18 protein-coding genes and 1 tRNA gene are annotated in these 16,849 nt (G+C 60.6%); 6 read left to right on the top strand and 13 right to left on the bottom strand.

The genetic code is table 11. The features are described 5' to 3' along the window. Positions 1-83: 83 nt before the first annotated feature. From AC0Z5Z_RS22980 to AC0Z5Z_RS22960, 5 genes are all read right to left on the bottom strand, one after another. Positions 84-1,025, bottom strand: a complete 942-nt coding sequence (locus AC0Z5Z_RS22980) for a ribose-phosphate pyrophosphokinase (protein ID WP_003171603.1) — start codon at positions 1,023-1,025, stop codon at positions 84-86. A gap of 45 nt (positions 1,026-1,070) precedes the next feature. Then, positions 1,071-1,145, bottom strand: a tRNA-Gln gene (locus AC0Z5Z_RS22975). Between the two features lie 37 nt (positions 1,146-1,182). Then, entirely contained in the window at positions 1,183-2,034 is an 852-nt protein-coding gene (gene ispE / locus AC0Z5Z_RS22970; protein ID WP_252886798.1) for a 4-(cytidine 5'-diphospho)-2-C-methyl-D-erythritol kinase, read from the bottom strand. A gap of 3 nt (positions 2,035-2,037) precedes the next feature. Beyond that, the gene (gene lolB / locus AC0Z5Z_RS22965; RefSeq protein WP_016773207.1) at positions 2,038-2,655 is read right to left on the bottom strand and encodes a lipoprotein insertase outer membrane protein LolB; all 618 of its coding nucleotides are present in this window, start codon (positions 2,653-2,655) and stop codon (positions 2,038-2,040) included. 3 nt (positions 2,656-2,658) lie between these two features. Continuing rightward, positions 2,659-4,383, bottom strand: a complete 1,725-nt coding sequence (locus tag AC0Z5Z_RS22960; RefSeq protein WP_485611687.1) for a tetratricopeptide repeat protein — start codon at positions 4,381-4,383, stop codon at positions 2,659-2,661. Positions 4,384-4,565: 182 nt separating this feature from the next. On the opposite strand from AC0Z5Z_RS22960, the gene hemA reads away from it, so the two are divergent. The 6 genes from hemA to AC0Z5Z_RS22930 all read left to right on the top strand — a co-directional run bounded on the left by hemA (position 4,566) and on the right by AC0Z5Z_RS22930 (position 9,925). Continuing rightward, a complete protein-coding gene (gene hemA / locus AC0Z5Z_RS22955; RefSeq protein WP_016773209.1) occupies positions 4,566-5,852 on the top strand; it encodes a glutamyl-tRNA reductase in 1,287 nt (428 codons plus the stop codon). Then, complete coding sequence (gene prfA / locus AC0Z5Z_RS22950) at positions 5,849-6,931, top strand: peptide chain release factor 1 (protein WP_016773210.1); 1,083 nt, start codon at positions 5,849-5,851, stop codon at positions 6,929-6,931. The genes hemA and prfA overlap by 4 nt, the downstream gene beginning before the upstream one ends. Further along, positions 6,932-7,762, top strand: coding sequence for a peptide chain release factor N(5)-glutamine methyltransferase (prmC, locus tag AC0Z5Z_RS22945; RefSeq protein ID WP_485611686.1), 831 nt, complete (start codon positions 6,932-6,934; stop codon positions 7,760-7,762). Beyond that, positions 7,756-8,511 (top strand): molybdopterin-synthase adenylyltransferase MoeB, encoded by a 756-nt coding sequence (locus AC0Z5Z_RS22940; RefSeq protein WP_485611685.1) that lies wholly within the window; start codon positions 7,756-7,758, stop codon positions 8,509-8,511. Before prmC ends, AC0Z5Z_RS22940 begins: the two co-directional genes overlap by 7 nt. Continuing rightward, positions 8,504-9,295, top strand: a complete 792-nt coding sequence (murI, locus tag AC0Z5Z_RS22935) for a glutamate racemase (protein ID WP_150638776.1) — start codon at positions 8,504-8,506, stop codon at positions 9,293-9,295. The genes AC0Z5Z_RS22940 and murI overlap by 8 nt, the downstream gene beginning before the upstream one ends. Positions 9,296-9,406: 111 nt before the next feature. Then, positions 9,407-9,925, top strand: a complete 519-nt coding sequence (locus tag AC0Z5Z_RS22930; RefSeq protein WP_485611684.1) for an acyloxyacyl hydrolase — start codon at positions 9,407-9,409, stop codon at positions 9,923-9,925. Between the two features lie 133 nt (positions 9,926-10,058). On the opposite strand, the gene AC0Z5Z_RS22925 is transcribed toward AC0Z5Z_RS22930, so the two are convergent. The 8 genes from AC0Z5Z_RS22925 to phrB are packed head-to-tail and all read right to left on the bottom strand — an operon-like array spanning position 10,059 to position 16,848. Further along, complete coding sequence (locus tag AC0Z5Z_RS22925; protein ID WP_024014290.1) at positions 10,059-10,364, bottom strand: YkgJ family cysteine cluster protein; 306 nt, start codon at positions 10,362-10,364, stop codon at positions 10,059-10,061. A 52-nt stretch (positions 10,365-10,416) separates the two neighbouring features. Continuing rightward, positions 10,417-10,908, bottom strand: coding sequence for a DUF2878 domain-containing protein (locus AC0Z5Z_RS22920; RefSeq protein ID WP_206421574.1), 492 nt, complete (start codon positions 10,906-10,908; stop codon positions 10,417-10,419). After that, positions 10,901-12,166, bottom strand: coding sequence for a class I SAM-dependent methyltransferase (locus AC0Z5Z_RS22915; RefSeq protein WP_485611683.1), 1,266 nt, complete (start codon positions 12,164-12,166; stop codon positions 10,901-10,903). Before AC0Z5Z_RS22915 ends, AC0Z5Z_RS22920 begins: the two co-directional genes overlap by 8 nt. Continuing rightward, on the bottom strand, positions 12,153-12,968 hold the full coding sequence (locus tag AC0Z5Z_RS22910) for a DUF1365 domain-containing protein (RefSeq protein ID WP_485611682.1): 816 nt from the start codon (positions 12,966-12,968) through the stop codon (positions 12,153-12,155). Before AC0Z5Z_RS22910 ends, AC0Z5Z_RS22915 begins: the two co-directional genes overlap by 14 nt. After that, positions 12,965-14,212: an NAD(P)/FAD-dependent oxidoreductase gene (locus AC0Z5Z_RS22905; protein WP_236168899.1), complete on the bottom strand. Its 1,248-nt coding sequence runs from the start codon at positions 14,210-14,212 to the stop codon at positions 12,965-12,967. The genes AC0Z5Z_RS22910 and AC0Z5Z_RS22905 overlap by 4 nt, the downstream gene beginning before the upstream one ends. Next, a complete protein-coding gene (locus tag AC0Z5Z_RS22900) occupies positions 14,209-14,991 on the bottom strand; it encodes an SDR family NAD(P)-dependent oxidoreductase (RefSeq protein ID WP_041479996.1) in 783 nt (260 codons plus the stop codon). Before AC0Z5Z_RS22900 ends, AC0Z5Z_RS22905 begins: the two co-directional genes overlap by 4 nt. After that, positions 14,988-15,410: a nuclear transport factor 2 family protein gene (locus AC0Z5Z_RS22895; protein ID WP_073473500.1), complete on the bottom strand. Its 423-nt coding sequence runs from the start codon at positions 15,408-15,410 to the stop codon at positions 14,988-14,990. Before AC0Z5Z_RS22895 ends, AC0Z5Z_RS22900 begins: the two co-directional genes overlap by 4 nt. Further along, positions 15,403-16,848 (bottom strand): deoxyribodipyrimidine photo-lyase, encoded by a 1,446-nt coding sequence (gene phrB, locus AC0Z5Z_RS22890; RefSeq protein ID WP_423664795.1) that lies wholly within the window; start codon positions 16,846-16,848, stop codon positions 15,403-15,405. Before phrB ends, AC0Z5Z_RS22895 begins: the two co-directional genes overlap by 8 nt. Position 16,849: the final 1 nt, after the last annotated feature.

The raw sequence follows: 16,849 nt of genomic DNA, 5'->3' as shown, positions 1-16,849 counted from the left end.
ATGGGCAAAAAAGCCCCGCCCCGACAGGAATGCCGGGGCGGGGCGCTTTTCGTCAACGAGACATTTCGCGAAGGGCAGGGCCCTTAACGGAACATCGCGCTGATCGATTCTTCATTGCTGATGCGGCGAACCGCTTCGGCAACAACCGGTGCGATATCCAGTTGACGGATACGTGCACAGGCTTGTGCTGCAGCGGACAGCGGGATGGTGTTAGTGACCACCAGCTCGTCCAGCACGGAATTTTCGATATTCTCGATGGCCCGGCCCGACAGCACAGGGTGTGTGCAGTAGGCAAAGACCTTGGCTGCGCCATGCTCTTTCAGGGCCTTGGCCGCGTGGCACAGGGTGCCGGCGGTATCGACCATGTCATCGACCAGAATACAGGTACGCCCTTCGACATCACCGATGATATGCATCACTTCAGAGTGATTGGCTTTCTCACGGCGTTTGTCGATGATCCCGAGATCGACGCCCAGCGACTTGGCAACAGCCCGTGCACGCACGACGCCACCAATATCCGGGGACACGATCATCAGGTTTTCGAAGCGCTGATCTTCGATGTCATCCACCAGAACCGGGGAGCCGTAGATGTTATCTACCGGAATATCGAAGAAGCCCTGAATCTGGTCAGCATGCAGATCAACCGTGAGAACACGGTCGATGCCGACTACGGTAAGCATGTCAGCAACGACTTTCGCGCTGATAGCCACACGTGCGGAACGCGGACGGCGATCCTGACGGGCATAACCAAAATAAGGAATAACAGCAGTGATACGAGTAGCTGAGGAGCGGCGGAAGGCATCAGCCATCACTACCAGTTCCATCAGGTTATCGTTGGTCGGAGCGCAGGTCGGCTGAATAATGAAGACGTCTTTACCGCGAACGTTTTCATTGATCTCGGCTGTGATTTCGCCGTCGGAAAACTTGCCGACAGAGATGTCACCGAGAGGGATATGCAGCTGACGTACGACACGCCGAGCCAGATCGGGGTTGGCATTCCCCGTAAAGACCATCATCTTGGACACGCGCAGTACCTAGAGGCTGAGGGTAACCTGGATGAGTAGAGAAAATGGCAGGGGCGGCTGGATTCGAACCAACGCATGGCAGGATCAAAACCTGCTGCCTTACCGCTTGGCGACGCCCCTGTATCTGTTGCTTTCAAGTGCCGGGCACTTGATTCCTTTAGAGCAGACTTTGCAGCTTGCGATGCAACATCGAAACGTTGCTTCCTTTCGCTACAAACCCTGTAAGGGTCTCTGTCAGAAGGGCCGAGACTTTATCAGCTTCAGCTTTGCTTGGGAAGCCCCCAAACACACAACTTCCAGTTCCGGTGAGCTTTGCTTCGGTAAATTTACCTAACAAATCCAATGCGTTACGTACCTCTGGATAACGCCTTGCTACCACCGGCAAGCAGTCATTTCGACTGTTTCCCTCGGGAACGGGGCGCACTTTAATGGGCGGTGTGTTACGTGTCAACAAAGGATCGGAAAAAATTTCTGCCGTACTAACAGCGACTTGCGGCACGAGCACCAGATACCACGGTTCTTCGGGGTCGACCGGGGTCAGTTTCTCGCCGACGCCCTCGGCAAATGCCGCATGGCCACGGACGAACACCGGTACGTCGGCACCGAGTGACAGGCCCAGTTCCGCCAGGCGATCTTCATCCCAGCCCAGTTGCCACAAATGGTTGAGCCCGAGCAGGGTCGTCGCCGCATTCGAGCTGCCGCCGCCAATGCCGCCGCCCATGGGCAGGACTTTGTCGATCCAGATGTCGATGCCGAGCGCGCAGGCGGATTGTTGCTGCAACATTTTCGCTGCGCGCACGATCAGGTTGCTGTCGTGAGGCACGCCGGCGAACTCGGTGTGCAGTTGAATCACGCCGTCATCGCGCAAGGCGAAAGTGATTTCATCGCCATAATCGAGGAACTGAAACAGCGTCTGCAATTCGTGATAACCGTCTTCACGGCGACCGAGAATGTGCAGCATCAAGTTGAGTTTGGCCGGCGAGGGCAGGGTCAGGCGTGCAGCGGTCATGCTTTATTGCCCCAACTTGCGCGGTTGCCAGGTTTTGATCACCAGCGTCACGTCAAGGTCGGTGCCGTGCAGCTTGATGCGCTCGGGCAGCCAATAACCATTCTGTTCGGTGTAGGCGGTGTATTCGACTTTCCAGCCGTCCTGCTCAAGGCTGGCCAGACGGCTGTCGGCGTCCAGATTCAAGCGACTCTTGCTTTCCGGGGCTGGCAGGCCGCGAACCCACCAGGCCAGATTCGACACCGGCAGTTTCCAGCCCAGCTGTTCTTCGAGCAGGGCTTCAGGAGATTGCGATTCGTAGCGGCCCTGGTTGGCGACTTCCAGTGATACTTTGCCCGGACGCCCGGTCAGGCGTGCCGCACCACGACCCAGCGGGCCGGACAGGCGAATGTCGTAGTAGTCCTGACGCTGCAGCCAGAACAGCGTGCCGCTGCCGGAATCTTTCGGCGCGCGGATGCCGATCTTGCCGTCGATCTGCCAGCCATCGAGGCCGGTCAGTTGCTGTTTATTCGCCGCCCACTGGGCCGGGCTGCCGTGGCCCTCGACCGATTCGCGAGTGCCGAAACCCGAACAGCCGGCGAGCAGGGCGATGAAGCTGAAAACAATAACGTGGCGCAAAAGCATGGTTTAAAGATTCTCGGATCCGGTCAGGCGCTTGATGGTGCTGCGCAGAATGGTGCTGTCGGGCTGATCCTTGAGGAACTTGCCCCACACTTGTTTGGCTTCGCGCTGATTGCCCTTGGCCCAGAGGACTTCGCCCAGGTGCGCGGCGACTTCGTGGTCAGGGAAACGCTCGAGCGCCTGGCGCAGGTATTTCTCCGCGTCGTCCAGATTGCCCAGGCGATAGTTCACCCAGCCGAGGCTGTCGAGAACTGCCGGGTCTTCCGGGTTGATCTGGTGCGCCTGCTCGATCAGCGTTTTCGCTTCAGCGTAGCGGGTGGTGCGATCGGACAAGGTGTAGCCCAGAGCATTGAGCGCCATGGCGTTGTCCGGGTCGCGCTTGATGATCAGGCGCAGGTCTTTCTCCATCTGCGCCAGATCATTGCGTTTCTCCGCGAGCATGGCGCGGGTGTAAAGCAGATTGAGATCGTCCGGGTATTTCTGCAGCGCTTGTTGCAGAACCTTCCAGGCCTTGTCGTCCTGTTTATTGGCCGACAGGCTTTCCGACTCGATCAGATACAGCTGGATCGCGTAATCGGGCTGCTCGTCACGCTCGGCCGCCAGTTTGCTCTGCGCTTCGGCGGCTTTGCCGTTGCTCATCAGGATATCGGCCTGACGCAGCTGTGCCGGCAGATAGTCATTGCCCGGACCGACCTGGGCGTATTCGATGAGCGCGCCTTGTGGGTCATTGCGCTCTTCGGCAATCCGGCCGAGATTCAGATGCGCTGAATCGACGTGGCTTTCGCGAGCGATCAGGTCTTCCAGATAGCCCTTGGCTTCATCCCACGCCTTGGCTTCCAGGCACACCAGCGCCAGCGAATAACGCAGTTCATCGTCTTCCGGGTATTGCTGAACGAGCGTGGAGAATTCGGCCTTGGCGTCGTCCATGCGGTCCTGTTCGACCAGCATGCGCGCGTAAGTCAGGCGCAGGCGTTTGTCTTCCGGGTATTTCCTGATGCTTTTCTGCAACAGCGGCAGCGCTTCGTCGCCACGGTTGAGCAATTGAAGCAGGCGCGCACGCAGCAGGATTGGTGCGATCTCGCCATCTTCCGGTGGGTTGTCTTCGAGCAGAGTCAGCGCGCCTTGATTGTCGCCGTCCTGCTGCAACAGCAGAGCCTTGCCGAAAATCAGCTGATTGTTGTTCGGGTGGCGCTGGAGCAAACGGTCGAAGCTTTTCATCAGGCCGTTGCGGGTTTCCTGATCGGTGTCGGCGGCCGACAGCGCGAGGAAATCGAAATGGGTGTCGCCCTTGCCCTGCAGGACTTTCTCCATGTAGACCATGGAGTCGTCGTAACGCCCGGCGCGGGCCAGTTGCACGGCGGCGGCGCGTTGCGCTTCGAGATCATCCGGAGCGTTGCGCGCCCAGATCAGCGCGGTGTCGAGGGCCGGTTGATCGGCGCCCAGATATTCGGCGATGCGGAACGCACGCTCGGAAACGCCCGGATCCTGGGTGTTGATGGCCTGGGTCACGTAATTGTCCAGGGCAATGTCGAAACGATTGCGCTGGCCAGCGAGTTCGGCGCTCAGCAGACTGAACACGGTTTCCTCGCTGAACGAGCCGTAAACCTTGGGCTTTTCAGGTGCGGGCGTGGTGTCTTCGACCGGCGGGGTGCTGTCCGGCGCAACGGGCGCCATGGCCTGGCAGCCGCTGAGGAAGACAAAAGCGAGGAGCAACGCGGAAGATCTATTCATATAGGAAGAGGACGACTAACCTGCGGTCGGATCATCATGACACAAGCCTTCGGCCAAACATAACCGAGACTCAATTGTGGCCATTATAGGGGCTGACGATTGGGACAATAGTCAGCGGTAGTTGTTCTGAATCTTTCGAAGTAGGACAATTGCCGGCTTCACGTCACCACCAGCGACCTTGAATGGCCTTCCTTGCACTCGGTATTAACCACAAGACTGCTTCAGTAGACGTCCGCGAGCGCGTGGCCTTTACCCCTGAGCAACTGGTGGAGGCCTTGCAGCAGCTCTGCCGACTGACCGACAGCCGCGAAGCCGCGATCCTCTCCACCTGCAATCGCAGTGAGCTTTATATAGAACAGGATCAGCTGTCGGCCGATGTCGTGCTGCGCTGGCTGGCCGATTATCACCATCTGAGCCTCGACGAACTGCGCGCCAGTGCCTATGTGCATGAAGACGATGCGGCTGTTCGTCACATGATGCGCGTCGCTTCCGGGCTCGACTCGCTGGTGCTGGGCGAACCGCAGATTCTCGGCCAGATGAAATCGGCCTACGCCGTGGCCCGCGAGGCCGGCACCATCGGTCCGCTGCTGGGGCGGTTGTTTCAGGCGACGTTCAATGCCGCCAAGCAGGTGCGTACCGATACTGCGATTGGCGAGAACCCGGTGTCGGTGGCGTTTGCCGCAGTGAGCCTGGCGAAACAGATTTTCAGCGATCTGCAACGCAGCCAGGCGCTGCTGATCGGTGCCGGCGAGACGATTACGCTGGTCGCGCGCCATTTGCATGAGCTGGGGGTCAAGCGCATCGTCGTCGCCAACCGCACGCTCGAGCGCGCCAGTCAGTTGGCCGAGCAGTTCGGCGCTCACGCGGTGCTGCTCTCGGACATTCCGGCGGAACTGGTGCGCAGCGACATCGTCATCAGTTCGACCGCCAGCCAGTTGCCGATCCTCGGCAAGGGTGCGGTGGAAAGTGCGCTGAAGCTGCGCAAGCACAAGCCGATCTTCATGGTCGACATCGCGGTACCACGAGATATCGAGCCAGAAGTCGGCGAGTTGGACGACGTTTACCTGTACAGCGTCGACGATCTCCACGAAGTGGTCGCCGAGAACCTCAAGAGCCGTCAGGGCGCTGCGCAAGCGGCGGAGGAGATGGTCTCGGTCGGCGCCGACGATTTCATGGTGCGCCTGCGCGAACTGGCGGCAGTCGATGTGCTCAAGGCCTATCGTCAACAGAGCGAACGCTTGCGAGACGAAGAATTGCAGAAGGCCCTGCGTCTGCTGGCCAACGGCGGCAACGCCGAAGACGTGCTCGGGCAACTGGCCCGTGGCCTGACCAACAAACTCTTGCATGCGCCCAGCGTGCAGTTGAAAAAGCTGTCTGCCGAAGGCCGCCTCGATGCGCTGGCCATGGCCCAGGAACTCTTTGCCCTTGAGGGCTCACCGGATAGTTTTTCGGATAAAAAACCGCAATGAAAGCGTCACTGCTCAACAAGCTGGACATTCTCCAGGACCGTTTCGAGGAACTGACCGCGCTGCTCGGCGACGGTGAAGTCATTGCCGATCAGGCCAAATTCCGCGCCTATTCCAAGGAGTACGCCGAACTCGAGCCGGTAGTGGCCGCCTATAAAAAGCTGCTTGGCGTACAAAGCGATCTTGAAGGCGCGCAGGCGCTGCTCAAGGACAACGACCCGGACATGCGCGAAATGGCCGTGGAAGAAGTTCGCGAAGCCAAGGAGTTGCTGGTCACGCTGGAGTCCGATCTGCAGCGCATGCTGCTGCCTAAAGATCCGAATGACGGCCGCAACGTCTTCCTCGAAATCCGCGCCGGCACCGGTGGCGACGAGGCGGCGATCTTCTCCGGCGACCTGTTCCGCATGTACTCGCGTTATGCCGAGCGGCGTGGCTGGCGCGTCGAGATCCTCTCGGAAAACGAAGGCGAACACGGTGGCTATAAAGAAGTCATCGCGCGCATTGAAGGCGACAACGTTTACGGCAAGCTGAAATTCGAGTCCGGCGCGCACCGCGTTCAGCGCGTACCGGCTACCGAATCCCAGGGCCGGATCCACACCTCGGCGTGCACCGTGGCGGTGTTGCCCGAGCCGGACGAGCGCGAAGCCATCGAGATCAACCCGGCGGATCTGCGCGTCGACACTTACCGTTCCTCCGGGGCCGGTGGTCAGCACGTCAACACCACCGATTCCGCGATCCGCATTACCCACATTCCGACTGGCACCGTCGTCGAGTGTCAGGAAGAACGCTCCCAGCACAAGAACCGTGCCCGGGCGATGGCGTGGCTGTCGGCCAAGCTCAACGATCAGCAAAACGCTGCGGCGGCCAACGCGATTGCCAGTGAGCGCAAGTTGCTCGTCGGCTCCGGCGATCGATCCGAGCGCATCCGCACCTACAACTATGCCCAGGGCCGGGTCACCGACCATCGCGTCAACCTGACCCTGTATTCACTGGATGAAATTCTCGCCGGTGGCGTTGAAGCCGTGATCGAGCCATTGCTGGCTGAATATCAGGCTGACCAACTCGCAGCGATAGGTGAATAAATGACCATCATCGCCAGCCTGTTGCGCGCCGCCGAGCTGCCGGACTCGCCCACAGCGCGTCTGGACGCAGAACTGCTGCTCGCCGCCGCACTGGGCAAGTCGCGCAGCTTCCTGCACACCTGGCCCGAGCGCATCGTGCCAAGCGAGGCTGCGCTGACCTTTGCCGAGTATTTGCAACGGCGGCGTAGCGGTGAGCCGGTGGCCTACATTCTCGGCCAGCAGGGCTTTTGGAAGCTGGATCTGGAAGTCGCGCCGCACACGCTGATCCCGCGTCCCGATACAGAACTTTTGGTAGAGGCAGCCCTTGAGCTGCTGCCGGCAACCCCGGCCAAGGTCCTCGACTTGGGCACCGGCAGTGGCGCGATTGCTTTGGCCTTGGCCAGCGAACGGCCGGCGTGGAAAGTCACTGCCGTGGATCGTGTGCTTGAAGCCGTGGCCCTGGCCGAACGCAATCGCCAGCGTCTGCACCTGAACAACGCTACGGTGCTGAACAGCCATTGGTTCAGCGCCCTCAAGGGCCAGCGTTTCCAATTGATCATCAGCAACCCGCCGTACATTGCCGCCGCCGATCCGCATCTGGTCGAAGGCGATGTACGCTTCGAACCGGCCAGTGCGCTGGTCGCCGGTGAAGATGGCCTTGATGATCTGCGCCTGATTGTTGCGCAGGCGCCGGATCATCTTGAAACCGGCGGCTGGCTGATGCTCGAACACGGCTATGATCAGGCCGAAGCGGTGCGTGATCTGCTGCTTACTCGTGGCTTTGAAGAAGTCCACAGCCGCACCGATCTGGGCGGCCATCAACGCATCAGTCTGGGGCGCCTGCCGTGCTGAATGATCAGGAATTGCTGCGCTACAGCCGGCAGATTCTGCTGCAACACATCGACATCGACGGGCAGCTGAAGCTCAAAGGCAGCCGCGTGCTGATCGTCGGCCTCGGCGGTCTCGGCGCGCCGGTGGCGTTGTATCTGGCGGCAGCGGGCGTCGGCGAATTGCATCTGGCGGATTTCGACACGGTCGATCTGACCAACCTGCAACGGCAGATCATTCACGACACCGACAGTGTCGGCATATCCAAGGTCGACTCGGCGCTCAAGCGCCTTGGCGCGATCAATCCGGAAATTCAACTGGTCGCCCATCGCCAGGCGCTGGACGAGGATTCTCTCGGTGCAGCGGTGGCGGCGGTGGATCTGGTGCTCGATTGCTCGGACAACTTCTCTACCCGCGAGTCGGTTAACGCCGCCTGTGTTGCCGCGTGCAAGCCACTGGTCAGTGGCGCGGCGATTCGTCTGGAAGGGCAATTGTCGGTGTTCGATCCACGGCGTGCCGAAAGCCCTTGCTACCACTGCCTGTACGGACACGGCAGCGAAGCCGAACTGACCTGCAGCGAGGCCGGCGTGGTCGGGCCACTGGTCGGTCTGGTTGGCAGTTTGCAGGCGCTGGAAGCGTTGAAGGTGCTGGTCGGCTTTGGTGAACCATTGGTGGGGCGACTGTTGTTGATCGACGCCTTGGGCTCGCGATTCCGTGAGCTGCGGGTCAAGCGCGACCCGGGCTGCAGCGTCTGTGGCGCGCGCCATGCGTGAAGCGCCGATCGGCGTGTTCGATTCCGGGGTCGGCGGCTTGTCGGTCCTCGGCGAAATCCAGCGCTTGCTGCCCAACGAATCGCTGCTTTATGTCGCCGATTGCGGGAACATTCCTTACGGCGAGAAAACCCCGGAATTCATCCGCGAGCGTTGCAGCGTGATGGCCGGGTTTTTTCGCGAGCAGGGGGCCAAGGCTTTGGTGCTGGCGTGCAATACCGCGACCGTGGCGGGGGTTGCCGATCTGCGTCGCGATTTCCCCGACTGGCCGATTGTCGGCATGGAACCGGCGGTCAAACCGGCCGCAGCGGCCACACGAAGCGGCGTGGTTGGCGTCCTGGCCACGACCGGCACGTTGCAGAGCGCGAAGTTTGCCGCGTTGCTTGATCGTTTCGCGGCCGACATAAAAGTCATCACCCAGCCCTGTCCGGGACTGGTCGAACTGATCGAAACGGGTGATCTGCACAGCGCCGAATTACGCACTTTATTGCAAGGTTACGTCGCTCCATTGCTGGCGCAAAACTGCGACACGATCATTCTTGGCTGCACCCATTATCCCTTCCTCAAGCCGCTACTCAGGTCGATGATCGCCGACGATGTCAGCCTGATCGATACCGGAGCTGCCGTGGCCCGGCAGTTGCAACGCTTGCTCGCCGAGCGTGATCTGCTGGCGCAACGTCCGAGCCAGCCGGTGAAGTTCTGGACCAGCGGCGATCCGCAATCTCTCAGAAAAATCCTACCGTTGCTGGGCCAAACTGCGTCGAATGTGCAAAACTTCGACTTGTAAAAAAAATGTGAAATAACTAAAAAAACGCTGAACTTCTGACCAAGCGCGGATTTCTATAGCGACAGCAGCAACTAAAAACCAAACGATCGTTCCGGAAAAGGAAGTTTCAAAGTGAAGCGACTATTCTGCTTGGCCGCGATTGCGGCCGCACTGATGGGGCAAAGCATTACTGCACAAGCCGCTGGCGTTGAATTCGCCGTCGGCGGTACCAGCGATTCGACAATGACGTATCGCTTAGGCATGAATTTCGACTGGGACAAGAGCTGGCTGCAGAGCGACGTGGGTCGCCTGACCGGCTACTGGAGCGGTGCCTACACGTACTGGGAAGGTGACAAGACTTCCAGCAACAACAGCCTGTCGTTCTCGCCTGTATTCGTTTACGAGTTTGCCGGTCAGTCGGTCAAGCCATACGTGGAAGCGGGTATCGGCGTGGCGTTCTTCTCCAACACCGAATACGAAAGCAACAACCTGGGCGGCTCCTTCCAGTTTGAAGACCGCGTCGGTGTCGGCCTGCGTTTCAACGGCGGCCACGAAGTCGGAATCCGCGCCACGCACTACTCCAACGCCGGCCTGTCCAGCGACAACGATGGTGTAGAAAGCTACGCGCTGCATTACACAATGCCGCTGTAATCCGCCTACGCGGAACCAACGTGGGAGCGAGCCTGCTTGCGAAAGCTGAGTGTCAGTCAATTCAAATGGTGGCTGACACACCGCCTTCGCGAGCAGGCTCGCTCCCACAGTTGTTTCTGCGCCGTCAAACAAATCAGCGGTAGGCTGTCGCAATACCCCGGCGCTCTTCGATGCACTCCGGCGCGCCCATTTCAAACTCGCGGCAAATCAGCGGGCGTCGTTCATAGATCGTGCACATCATGCTGTCGCGATCCAGCGCCGCGCACCAGCCGTCGTCCAGACGCAGCATCACTTCACCGCCCCATTCATCGGTATCGATAAAGCGATCAGGCACGCCGGTGTCGGTGATCAGCATCACTTCGAGCTGGCAGCAGCACGCCGCACAGGTCGAGCAGGTGACCGCCGGTTCGGCAATTTGGGTGTGGGGGATGGTTTTCATCGTGGCAGTGTAAGGCAGTGATCGCTGTGGGTGTGAAAGCGCTGACGGACGCTCACGGCGCCAGACGCCGCGCCATCAAGTGCAACAACGGAAACAGCACGGCCCAGAGCAGCCCGATCAAGATCAGCGTGGGGATATCGCCATAGGGAAATTGCACGCCGGCCAGCCGTCCGCCAGCGTAGTACGACAATGCGCCGCCCACCGCGCCAAGTGCGCTGGCCAGCCACCATGGCCGCGCGCTCCAGGCCAGGCAGTGGCGCAACGTGGTGGCGAGCAGCGCCCACAGCAGCATCAGCCACAGCGGAATCAGCGGTGAAGCGTCTGCAAAGCGGAACACGTCGAGGTAACGCAAGACGCTGTCCACCGCCGTGCCGACAATCACCACGCACAGAATCAAACGACCTTCTGCCGCCCAACTGCTGATCCAGCGCAGATGAATCACCAGAGCCGCCACCGCCAGCAACAGCCATAAACTGTTGCCGCCGAGCACGCAGGCCAGCCAGCCGAGCTGAAACAGCACGGCATTGGCGATTCGCTCACGCATCGAAGCGCCCGAGCAGGGGAGCGGTCATCGCCGCCGGTTTGGCCAGCAGCAATTGCGCGGTGCCGATGGTGCGTTCGAGGAATCCGCCCTCGCAGTAGCACAGATAGAACTCCCACAAACGCAGGAAATAATCGTCATAGCCCAATTCGTTCAGACGACCATGGGCGAGGCGAAAGTTCTCGTGCCACAGGCGCAGTGTCTTGGCGTAATGCAGGCCGAAATCTTCCATGTGCAGCAGGTTCATGTCGGTTTCGCGGCCGACCACATCGAGCATCTTGTGTACCGAGGGCAGGGCGCCGCCGGGGAAGATGTAGCGCTGGATGAAGTCGACGCTGCGCTTGGCCTGTTCGTAGCGTTGCTCGCGAATGGTGATCGCCTGGAGCAGCATCAGGCCGTTGCTTTTGAGCAACTGCGCGCATTGCTTGAAGTAGGTGGGCAGGAACCGATGGCCGACCGCCTCGATCATCTCGATCGATACCAGTTTGTCGTACTCGCCGCTCAGGTCGCGGTAGTCCTTGAGCAGCAGGGTGACGCGGTCCTGCAAGCCCAATTGTTCGATGCGTTTGGCAGTGAACGCGAACTGCTCTTTCGACAGCGTCGTGGTGGTCACGCGGCAACCGTAATGCTGCGCTGCGTAAAGGGCCATGCTGCCCCAACCGGTGCCGATTTCCAGCAGGTGGTCGCTGGGTTTGAGCGCGAGTTTCTGGCAGATGCGCTCGAGTTTGTTCAGTTGCGCCTGTTCCAGGGTGTCGCTTGGCGAAAGGAACTGGGCGGCGGAATACATCATGGTCGGGTCGAGAAACTGTTCGAACAGTTCATTGCCGAGGTCGTAGTGCGCGGCGATGTTTCTCTGCGAACCCTTGCGCGTGTTGCGATTGAGCCAGTGCAGGCCTTGTACGAAGGGCCGGCCCAGACGCGCCAGGCCACCTTCCATGGCGTCGAGTACATCGAGATTGCTGACGAACACGCGCACCACAGCAGTCAGGTCCGGCGAACTCCAATAGCCGTGGATGAATGCTTCGCCGGCGCCGATCGAGCCGCTACTGGCGACCATGCCCCACAGAGCCGGGTCGAGTACATGGACTTCGCCGAGCAGAGCACTGCCCGGGGTGCCGAAAAGCATTTGTTCGCCATCCTCGACGACCATCAATTGTCCGTGTTTGAGCTGGGCCAATTGGCGCAACACGCCACGGCGCAGCAGCGAGCCGGTCAAACCGTTGGTGCTGAAGCGACCGAGCGGCAGGCTAGAGGATTTCATGGTGCGGCTCCTTCGGAGGCACAGTGGCGGTTTTCAAGCTGCCGTCGGCAGCCTGGTGAGGGAAGATCGGCGCGCGCTTGAGCAGCAGTCGCAGTGCTTGCCAATAAATCGCCAGAGCGGTTTTTGCGGTCATCCACGGAAAGCGCCGCAGATAGCGATGCAGGCTGCGACGATCGAGCGGTTCGCGGCGCAGATTCAGTGTGGCGTCGAACAGTTTCTCGCTGCCCTGCCAATCGGCCATGTGCACACCCAGGCTTTGCGCGGCCGGGCTGAAGCTCATGCGGTATTCGAGGTCACGGGGCAGAAACGGCGAGACGTGAAACGCCTTGGCCACAGCGAAATGCTGATGGAAGTCCACCAGGCTGGTCGGCACCTGCGCCGGCAACACGTAATGAAAACGCTCGCGCCACGGCGTGTTGGTCACTTCACAAACGATCGCCGTGAGTTGTCCGTCGGCTTCATGGCAGTAGAAGAAGCTCACCGGATTGAACGACAGCCCCCAACTGCGCGGCTGGGTCAGCAGGCATACCGCGCCTTGTGGTTCATGACCGATGGCTGCACCGACCTGCTGGCGCACGGCGTCGATCAGGCGCATGCCCTTACCGGTGAAGGCTTTCAGGTAATCGGTTTCGCGAAACGAGAACGGCGCAAAGCGGCTGCGCCCCGCCAGTGGCGACAAGGCCAGCACGGCGTCTTGTTCGCTCAGGTCGAGATAGAGCAGGCCAATGCGGTAGCGGAATTCGTGGCGGCGCGGCGCAAAACGTCGGTGGCCAATCACGCCGCTATACAGTGCGCTGTTCACAGGGTTTCACCGAACGCAGCGGCCACGCGCAAACCGCTGACCACGCCGTCTTCATGAAAGCCGTTGGCCCAGTAGGCGCCGCAATAATGGGTGTGCTGCTCACCATCGAGTTCGCCCCAACGGTTTTGCGCGGCTGCGGCGGCCAAGGTGTATTGCGGGTGGGCGTAGGTATAGCGGGCCAGCACTTTGTCCGGGCTGATGCCGGCGGTCTGGTTGAGGCTGACGCAGAACGTGGTGTCGCTTTCGATGCCCTGCAGGATGTTCATGTTGTAGGTGACCGCCGCGCGGGTATGGCCGGCGCCGCCGAGGCGATAGTTCCAGCTGGCCCAGGCCAGTTTGCGCGTCGGCAGCAGGCGCGTGTCGGTGTGCAGCACGACGTCGTTGTCGGCGTAGAGCAGGGCACCGAGAATCGAACGCTCGGCGTCGCTCGGGTTGGCCAACAGCCTCAGAGCCTGATCGCTGTGACAGGCGAACACCACCTTGTCGAAATGTTCGAGGCCGGCCGGGCTGTGGATAACCACACCATGCTGATTGCGCTCGACGCGGCTGACCGGGCAGTTCAGGCGAATCCTGTCGCTGAACGAAGCGGTCAGCGGCGCGATATACGCACTGGAACCGCCTTCAATGACCTGCCACTGCGGCCGATCACTGACCGACAACAGGCCATGATTCTTGAAAAAACGCAGGAAAAACTGCAGCGGGAAATTGAGCATTTCCGCCATCGGCATCGACCAGATGGCCGCGCCCATCGGCACGATGTAGTGCAGGATGAAGCGCTCGCCGTAGCCGCCGGCCTTGAGGTAATCATCGAGCGTGGTATCGGCGGCGATGCGCAGTTCCACCAGGTCGCGCTGGGCTTCTTTGTTGAAGCGCAGAATGTCGCGCAGCATCCCCCAGAACCCGGGCGACAACAGATTGCTGCGCTGGGCGAACAGGCTGTTGAGGTTGTTGCCGTTGTACTCCACGCCAGTGTCCGGGTCGGTTACCGAAAAGCTCATTTCGGTCGGCTTGAACGCCACGCCGAGCTGGTTGAGCAAGCGAATGAAGTTCGGGTAGGTCCAGTCGTTGAACACGATGAAACCGGTGTCGATGGCGAACGATTGCCCAGCCACGCTGACCGGTACGGTGTGGGTGTGGCCGCCGACCCAGTCACTCGCTTCGAACACGGTGATGTCGTGGCGGCGGTTCAGCAGGTAGGCGCAGGTGAGCCCGGCGATACCGCTGCCAATTACGGCGATTTTCATATCGGGTCCCGCTGCGGAGGGTTCTTGCGCACCATGCGTTTGCCGATCGCCAGTTGCGCGCGGGCGGGCAGCTTGGACAGCGGCCACAGCGCGGCCATGAACAGCCCCGGGAAGGCAATTTCCAGCGGACGGTCCTTGAGTTTGGCGAAGATGTGCCGCGCCGCTTTATCTGCGGGCCAGCTCAGCGGCATCGGGAAATCGTTCCTCTCGGTCAGCGGCGTTTCGACAAAACCCGGGCTGATGATGGTGACTTCAATACCTTCATCCGCCAGATCGATGCGCAGCGATTCGAACAGGTAACGCAGCCCGGCCTTCGATGCGCCATAGGCTTCGGCCCGTGGCAGCGGCAGGTAAGTCACCGAGCTGGCCATGCCGACCAGATGCGGCGCGGTGCCTTTGCGCAACAGCGGCAGGGCGGCTTCGATGCAATAGCTGCTGGCGAGCAGATTGGTGCGCACCACGTGCTCGATGATCGACGAATCGAACTGGCGCGCGTCGACATATTCACAGGTGCCGGCGTTGAGAATCACGCTGTCCAGCGAACCCCAGGCCTCGGTGATCTGCTCACCGATTTCGCGCACGGTCTGACTGTTGGTCAGATCGCCGGGCACCACCAGCACCTGGCCCGGATAACGCTGGGACAAGACCTTGAGCGGCGCGGCCGAGCGCGAGCTGACCGCCAGGTGCGCGCCGCTTTTCAGAATGTCCTCACACAAGGCTGCACCGATGCCACTGCTGGCCCCGGTCAACCAATACCGCCGTGGAGGTGTACGACTCATCCCATTCTCCTTTTCAGCCAGGCAATCGCCCGGCCCAATATTGGCAAGTGTTCATACAGCAGCGCCCCGGCATCGAAATAATCCCGATGGCGATAAACCTTGTCGCGCCAGAGCAGGTGCGAGCAGCCACCGACCCTGATTTCCCGACCGTTGGCCAGGCGCGGATGGCGATAACTCATGACCCAGCGCAGGTAACCCTCACCTTCGCGGATCTGGTCAAAGCCGTGAAAATCGAAACGCAGATCGCTGACGTTGGCGTACAGCTCACTGAAGTAATCCCGCAGTTGTGCCAGGCCCTGAACTTCGTGCAGCGGATCGGTGAAATGAATGTCGTCGCTGTACAGCTCGCCGAGGCGATGCAGGTTGTCCTTGTTCAACCCGGAAAACTCGCGGGCGAAGCTGCGCAGGAATTCACTCATCGCTGCCGCCCACAGGCTGGCGCGACGGCAGGTTCTTGAACGCTGTCAGCGCACGCTCGCGTGAAGTGCTGAGGTTAACGATCGGCGCCGGATAATCGGCCACGCCGAACAGTCCTCCGGCTGCCGCCGGATTGTGCACTTCCTTCTTGTTGAGCCCGGCCAGTTCCGGCAACCAGTGCTTGATGAACACGCCTTCGGCATCGAATTTTTCCGACTGGCTCAGCGGGTTGAAAATACGGAAGTAGGGCGCTGAGTCGGTGCCGGTCGATGAGCTCCATTGCCAGCCACCGTTGTTGGCCGCCAGGTCGCCGTCGATCAGGTGGCGCATGAAAAAGCGTTCGCCCTCGCGCCAGTCGATCAGCAGGTTTTTGGTCAGGAACATCGCTACGACCATGCGCAGGCGATTGTGCATCCAGCCGGTTTCCAGCAGTTGACGCATCGCCGCGTCGATGATCGGCAGCCCAGTGCGTGCCTCTTGCCAGGCCTTGAGTTCTTCCGGCGCATCGCGCCAGGCCAGCGCTTCGGTTTCCGGGCGAAAGGCGCGATGCCGGGAGACACGTGGGTAGCCGACCAGAATATGTTTATAGAACTCGCGCCACAGCAGCTCGTTGATCCAGGTCACTGCGCCGACCTTGCCGCTTTCGAACTCGCCCTGATTGCTTTGCAGTGCAGCGTGCAGGCACTGGCGTGGCGAGATCACGCCGGCGGCAAGATACGCCGACAATTGGCTGGTGCCAGGTTTGGCCGGGAAGTCGCGTTCACTGCGGTAGTAGTCGATCTGCGCGTCGGTGAAGGTATCGAGGCGGCGTCGCGCCTCTTGCTCGCCGGCCGGCCACAGGGCGCGCAGGGATTCGCTCGGTGTGGCGAAACCTTTTACCGCCTCCGGAATTGCATCGCTGGCGATATCCAGCGCGGCCTGCTTGCCGGGTGCCTTGACCAGTGCCGGCATCGAGCGATGCAGGCGTTCGTAGCAGACTTTGCGAAACTGACTGAACACCTGGAAGTAGGTGCCGGTCTTGGTCAGCACTGTGCCGGGTTTGAACAGCAACTGATCCAGGTAACTGTGGAATTCGATGCCTTCGGCTCGCAACGTTTCGGCCACGGCTTCATCACGGCGGCTTTCGTGAACGCCGTATTCCTCGTTGACGTGCACCGCCTCGATCTTCAATTGCCGGCACAGCTTGAGCAATTCTGCCGGTGCCTGATCCCAATGCGGTGCGCTGCGAATCAACAACGGGATGTTCAGCGCGCCGAGGCTTTGGCTCATTTCGCGCAGGTTGCGCAGCCAGAAATCTACTTTGCACGGCGCATCGTCGTGCTCCAGCCACTGCTGCGGACTCAACAGATACACCGCCACGGTCGGGCCGCGCGCTGCGGCGGCCGCGAGGGCTGTGTTGTCATGTAGGCGCAAGTCGCTGCGCAGCCAGATCAGTTGCATG

Source organism: Pseudomonas sp. 1L-E-NC-VB-C3, from assembly GCF_057291535.1.
The sequence above is the reverse complement of the archived record's forward strand: the minus strand, read 5'-3'. Positions and strand labels throughout refer to the sequence as shown.

Coding starts and splice junctions, on each gene's coding strand:
- AC0Z5Z_RS22900 (WP_041479996.1), bottom strand. CDS start 14,991: ATGAGTCGTACACCTCCACGGCGGTATTGGTTGACCGGGGCCAGCAGT.
- AC0Z5Z_RS22920 (WP_206421574.1), bottom strand. CDS start 10,908: ATGCGTGAGCGAATCGCCAATGCCGTGCTGTTTCAGCTCGGCTGGCTG.
- AC0Z5Z_RS22915 (WP_485611683.1), bottom strand. CDS start 12,166: ATGAAATCCTCTAGCCTGCCGCTCGGTCGCTTCAGCACCAACGGTTTG.
- prmC (WP_485611686.1), top strand. CDS start 6,932: ATGACCATCATCGCCAGCCTGTTGCGCGCCGCCGAGCTGCCGGACTCG.
- phrB (WP_423664795.1), bottom strand. CDS start 16,848: ATGCAACTGATCTGGCTGCGCAGCGACTTGCGCCTACATGACAACACA.
- AC0Z5Z_RS22960 (WP_485611687.1), bottom strand. CDS start 4,383: ATGAATAGATCTTCCGCGTTGCTCCTCGCTTTTGTCTTCCTCAGCGGC.
- prfA (WP_016773210.1), top strand. CDS start 5,849: ATGAAAGCGTCACTGCTCAACAAGCTGGACATTCTCCAGGACCGTTTC.
- murI (WP_150638776.1), top strand. CDS start 8,504: ATGCGTGAAGCGCCGATCGGCGTGTTCGATTCCGGGGTCGGCGGCTTG.
- lolB (WP_016773207.1), bottom strand. CDS start 2,655: ATGCTTTTGCGCCACGTTATTGTTTTCAGCTTCATCGCCCTGCTCGCC.
- ispE (WP_252886798.1), bottom strand. CDS start 2,034: ATGACCGCTGCACGCCTGACCCTGCCCTCGCCGGCCAAACTCAACTTG.
- hemA (WP_016773209.1), top strand. CDS start 4,566: ATGGCCTTCCTTGCACTCGGTATTAACCACAAGACTGCTTCAGTAGAC.
- AC0Z5Z_RS22925 (WP_024014290.1), bottom strand. CDS start 10,364: ATGAAAACCATCCCCCACACCCAAATTGCCGAACCGGCGGTCACCTGC.
- AC0Z5Z_RS22895 (WP_073473500.1), bottom strand. CDS start 15,410: ATGAGTGAATTCCTGCGCAGCTTCGCCCGCGAGTTTTCCGGGTTGAAC.
- AC0Z5Z_RS22905 (WP_236168899.1), bottom strand. CDS start 14,212: ATGAAAATCGCCGTAATTGGCAGCGGTATCGCCGGGCTCACCTGCGCC.